Origin of the sequence: uncultured Legionella sp., from assembly GCF_937871865.1 — a bacterium.
Taxonomy (GTDB): domain Bacteria; phylum Pseudomonadota; class Gammaproteobacteria; order Legionellales; family Legionellaceae; genus Legionella.
Genome location: NZ_CALMPD010000200.1, coordinates 1 through 4,247 on the forward strand (window position 1 = coordinate 1; position 4,247 = coordinate 4,247).

The following is a 4,247-nucleotide window of genomic DNA, read 5'->3' on the forward strand; positions in this document are numbered from 1 at the left end:
TTAGTGAGAGTACGTCACTGCACGTCGATACGCTAGCATCCGCAAATTTTCAGGAGTGCTCCTATAATTTTACCAGTTCCTAATATGCCACTCTGTTTCAAATATAATTAATACTAAACTCTTAATGTTAAAACATCGCATGGTGCGTGATTTACCGTAGCATGCGCGGTACTTCCTAAAAATGTTTGAATTCCTCGGGATGAATGATTGCCAATAATAATCAGTTGGCAGTTCAGTTCCTTTACTTTAGAAAAGATATGTTCTTTTACTGAGCCAATTTCTACAAATTGTTGCTCTGCTGGGATATGAAGATTTTCACCAATTAAGGACAGTACTGTTTGCGCATCATCCTTAGCGGGATTTGCTAATTCAGTAAATCCTAATCCTTGAGCCAATTGAATGCTGGCAGGAAGTTCTATCACATGTAATAAATAGAGTTTTGCTTTAAATTGTTCCGCAATAGTAGCTGCCTTTTCAATAAGATGACTGTGTTCATTAAGCAAATCTGTAGCAAACAATATATTAGTGTACATAATCGCCTCTTTTTTAATAGAATCATTAATTTATATTTTAGTAGATAAGAAAGAAATACTGTTAATTTTTAAATTGTAATATTGGATTTATTTCCAATAAAGGCTTTAGCACAAAATCTCTTGATAGATAATGGGGATGTGGAATGGTTAGTTTATTCGTATGCATTGTTCTATCTCCATATAATATTATATCAATATCGAGTGTTCTTGGCCCCCAACGCTTTAATCTCACGCGTCCATGTTTGTTTTCAATAGAATGACACCATTTTAAAAGAAGAGTAGGCCTTAATGACGTAGATATAGCTACCACTGCATTACAAAAGTCTTGTTGCGTTGTTAGCCCCCACGCTTTTGTCCAATATAAACTGGAACGTGTAAGTATTGAGGTGTGAGGTATGGATTCAAGATCCTTTATCGCCTGTCGGATATGACGTTCAGGCGATTTTTGGTTAGAACCCAGGCTTAAATAGCATGTATTCATTTGGCTACTTTAGGTTTTCGCCTGCGTCTGGGTTTTTGAGTGGGGGCAGGCGTTAATAGCTTTACCATATTAGTCTGCTCTGCCTCGTCTACTTCCTGAAATGTTGTCCACCATTGGGCAAGCTCCATTGACTCATCTCCTGCTAAAGCTCGTAATGCCATAAAATCAAATGCAGCCCTGAATCGTGGATGTTGCAACAAATTAAACGCTCTTCCGCCCAATCGTTTGGAGAATCTGTATTGTAATAGCCATATTTCTCTAATAACCTGACTATAGCGTTTGGGAATAGAAATTATCCGATTTTGTTCTGCAATTGTGAGTGACATGGATTTTTCTATTGCAGGCAGCGGATCCATTCCTGAGCTCTGTAATTTTCTGGATAGGTCTATCATGGGGAACCACAACAATACCGCAAACAAAAAGGCAGGTGTTACTGGCTTATTGTCTCTGATACGTATATCCGTATTTTCCAGAGCAATACCCAATAAAGCATTAACTGGATATTCTGTATTGAATAAAGCATCGGTAAGTGGGCATAAATGTTTGAATAATCCATACTGGATAAGCAGTTTTTGAACTGTCTCTGCTTCACCGCACTGATAGAGCTTGGTTATTTCATCAAATAATCGGGAATTTGAAACATGAGTGATTAATTGACTGATATCAGGAAAAGGAGCTTCTGTTTCGGGTGCGAGTTTAAAATGTAATTTGGCACTGAATCTTATCGCTCGAAGCATTCGCACAGGATCTTCTTTATAACGCGTAACTGGATCGCCTATCATTCGAATCAATTTTTTCTGAACGTCTTTTACACCGCCAGTAAAGTCGATTATTGATGAGTCATCTATATTGTAATATAACGAATTGATTGTGAAATCGCGTCTCCAGGCGTCTTCATCCAAGGTGCCATACACGTTGTCACGCACAAGCATGCCCCGTTCATTTGTTTGCTGACTATCATCTACAGCGTCATGTCCTCTAAACGTAGCAACTTCTATAATTTCCCTATGAAATAAAATATGTACCAGTTTAAAACGGCGACCAATTATTCGTCCATTTCTAAAAAGGTTTTTTATCTCATTAGGTGTAGCATTAGTAGCAACGTCAAAATCCTTGGGCGCTTTATGAAGTAATAAGTCCCTTACGCTACCGCCTACAAGATATGCTTGAAACCCACTACTGATCAAGCGGTTAAGTACCTTTATCGCATTATTGCTAATGTCTGTTTTTGAGATAGAGTGTTTTGTTCGTGGAATTATATAAGTGGAGTCCACAGAAGGCTTATGAGCTCTGTTCTTCTTTAACAGTTTTTTGATGAATTTGATGATTGCTGATTCTCACTTGATTGATTAAACTTGATAATTATATCGAAGCAAATGAATAAAGTGAATCATTTACCTTTACAAATATTTTAGAGAGAATGGAGGTTCTAGTATTTTCAGGGATTTGGCATGGAGTTTATTGATATTTCTTTAAGTTTAATTGCATTAATTATTCTTGAAATTGTATTAGGTATAGATAATCTTGTAATTTTATCAATCCTTACAGAAAAATTACCGCGTGAGAAGAGAAAAAAAGCCAGGAGATGGGGACTAACTTTCGCTTGGGCCACGAGGCTACTGCTTTTGGGCTCGGCAGTATATATGGTTCAATTAGTACACCCTCTGGTTTCTATTGGTTCATTCAGCTTTTCAGCCAGAGATATATTTCTCTGTTTAGGCGGTGCATTTCTAATTTGGAAGGCGACGGATGAAATCCACCAGGATGTTACGGATGATGATTCCGTTAAACCAGTAACTACACATTTAAATTCTGCCGCAACCTTTCGGGGCGTCATTATTCAAATTGCGTTGCTTGATATTGTTTTTTCGTTAGATAGCGTATTGACTGCGGTAGGATTAACCTCTCTCTTTTGGGTTATGGCTTTGGCTATAAGCATTGCAATTATCATAATGATTTTTGCGAGTGAACCGGTTAGTGAGTTCATTTCCAAGCACCCCACAATCAAAATGCTCGCCCTGAGTTATCTTATTCTAATAGGAACAGTTTTAGTCGCTGATGGTTTTTCATTTCATATTCCCAGAGGATATTTATATTTTGCCATGGGATTCTCTCTAGGTGTGGAATCTTTGAATTTAATAAAACGTAATAGAGCAAATCGTAAAAAGATAGAGAGGAAATAGTATGTTATGGGTTAAGGCTTTTCACATTATTACATTGGTTGCATGGTTTGCGGGGTTATTTTATCTGCCCAGACTTTATGTTTATCACTCAGAATCAAAAGACATTATCAGTCAGGAACGGTTTAAAATTATGGAGCGAAGGCTTTATTATGGAATCACTTGGCCTTCTGCATTAGTTGCGACAGCATTAGGGTTGTGGCTTATCAGCTTTAATCTCCATTATTATCTAAAAGCAGGGTGGATGCATGCCAAACTGGCTCTTGTTTTATTGTTGTGGGCTTACCATCTTATCTGTGGTCATTATTTGAAACTATTTGCAGAAGATAGAAATTTAAAGACATCACGTTTTTATCGTATTTTTAATGAACTACCTGTTTTATTGCTCACTGGAATAGTAATTTTCGTTGTAGTAAAGCCTTTCTGAGGTATTTCGAGAGCAACGTACAATATAGGGCCCCTTGGGGGCTTGTTCTGAGCGCCCCTGGGATTTTTTATACATTTTGTTAGTTATTTTTTGATTCATTAGGATCTTGATTTTATCGTTCTCGCGCAGGCGGGAACGATAAAATTGAGGTCAGTTTGTTCAATAGCATATACCTGTTGGTTGTGCACAAATATGCCAGGATTCCTCTGGTTCCTGTCTAATCCAAACATTCGATGCAGTGAGGAACTAGTCCATTTCAACCATATCAAAATCTTCTTTCCCTGCACCGCAATCAGGACAAAACCAATTTTCAGGCACATCGGCCCAAAGTGTTCCGGGTTCAATACCATCTTCCGGCCATCCTTCTGCTTCATCATAGATAAAGCCACAGATAACGCATATGAATTTTTTATACTCTTGCATGATTAATACTCTTAAAAAAATGGGTAATTTATCTACTGTCGCTCATGATGTAAAGTTAAACCTTGAGTCGTACCAATAATTTTTGCTAATCCTTTAAAATAATTGTAACATTATCCGCCTTAAAAGTAGCTACATACTTAATAACAAACAGGTCTGTTGACATTTTACCAGCCATCAATGTTGTTACCATTAATAATTCTCTA

The 4,247-nt window shown here is 37.4% G+C and carries 6 protein-coding genes; 2 read left to right on the forward strand and 4 right to left on the reverse strand.

All coding sequences use genetic code 11. The features are described from left to right. Window positions 1-113: 113 nt before the first annotated feature. From Q0495_RS10750 to pcnB, 3 genes are all read right to left on the reverse strand, one after another. Window positions 114-533, reverse strand: coding sequence for a universal stress protein (locus Q0495_RS10750; RefSeq protein WP_298625993.1), 420 nt, complete (start codon window positions 531-533; stop codon window positions 114-116). 61 nt (window positions 534-594) lie between these two features. After that, entirely contained in the window at window positions 595-1,014 is a 420-nt protein-coding gene (gene folK, locus Q0495_RS10755) for a 2-amino-4-hydroxy-6-hydroxymethyldihydropteridine diphosphokinase (RefSeq protein WP_298625996.1), read from the reverse strand. Beyond that, complete coding sequence (gene pcnB, locus Q0495_RS10760) at window positions 1,011-2,321, reverse strand: polynucleotide adenylyltransferase PcnB (protein WP_298626007.1); 1,311 nt, start codon at window positions 2,319-2,321, stop codon at window positions 1,011-1,013. The genes folK and pcnB overlap by 4 nt, the downstream gene beginning before the upstream one ends. Window positions 2,322-2,465: 144 nt before the next feature. Here pcnB and Q0495_RS10765 point away from each other — a divergent pair, with 144 nt between their 5' ends. After that, window positions 2,466-3,197, forward strand: a complete 732-nt coding sequence (locus Q0495_RS10765) for a TerC family protein (RefSeq protein ID WP_298625999.1) — start codon at window positions 2,466-2,468, stop codon at window positions 3,195-3,197. A gap of 1 nt (window position 3,198) precedes the next feature. Further along, complete coding sequence (locus Q0495_RS10770) at window positions 3,199-3,621, forward strand: CopD family protein (protein ID WP_298626002.1); 423 nt, start codon at window positions 3,199-3,201, stop codon at window positions 3,619-3,621. Window positions 3,622-3,867: 246 nt separating this feature from the next. Here Q0495_RS10770 and Q0495_RS10775 read toward each other — a convergent pair whose 3' ends face one another. Next, window positions 3,868-4,044 carry a rubredoxin gene (locus Q0495_RS10775; protein ID WP_173237114.1) on the reverse strand — a complete coding sequence of 59 codons (177 nt, stop codon included), beginning with the start codon at window positions 4,042-4,044 and terminating at the stop codon, window positions 3,868-3,870. Between the last annotated feature and the right edge of the window lie 203 nt (window positions 4,045-4,247).

Excerpts from the sequence above, each read along its gene's own strand:
- Q0495_RS10750 (WP_298625993.1), bottom strand. The coding sequence starts at position 533 with ATGTACACTAATATATTGTTTGCTACAGATTTGCTTAATGAACACAGT.
- folK (WP_298625996.1), bottom strand. The coding sequence starts at position 1,014 with ATGAATACATGCTATTTAAGCCTGGGTTCTAACCAAAAATCGCCTGAA.
- Q0495_RS10765 (WP_298625999.1), top strand. The coding sequence starts at position 2,466 with ATGGAGTTTATTGATATTTCTTTAAGTTTAATTGCATTAATTATTCTT.
- Q0495_RS10770 (WP_298626002.1), top strand. The coding sequence starts at position 3,199 with ATGTTATGGGTTAAGGCTTTTCACATTATTACATTGGTTGCATGGTTT.
- Q0495_RS10775 (WP_173237114.1), bottom strand. The coding sequence starts at position 4,044 with ATGCAAGAGTATAAAAAATTCATATGCGTTATCTGTGGCTTTATCTAT.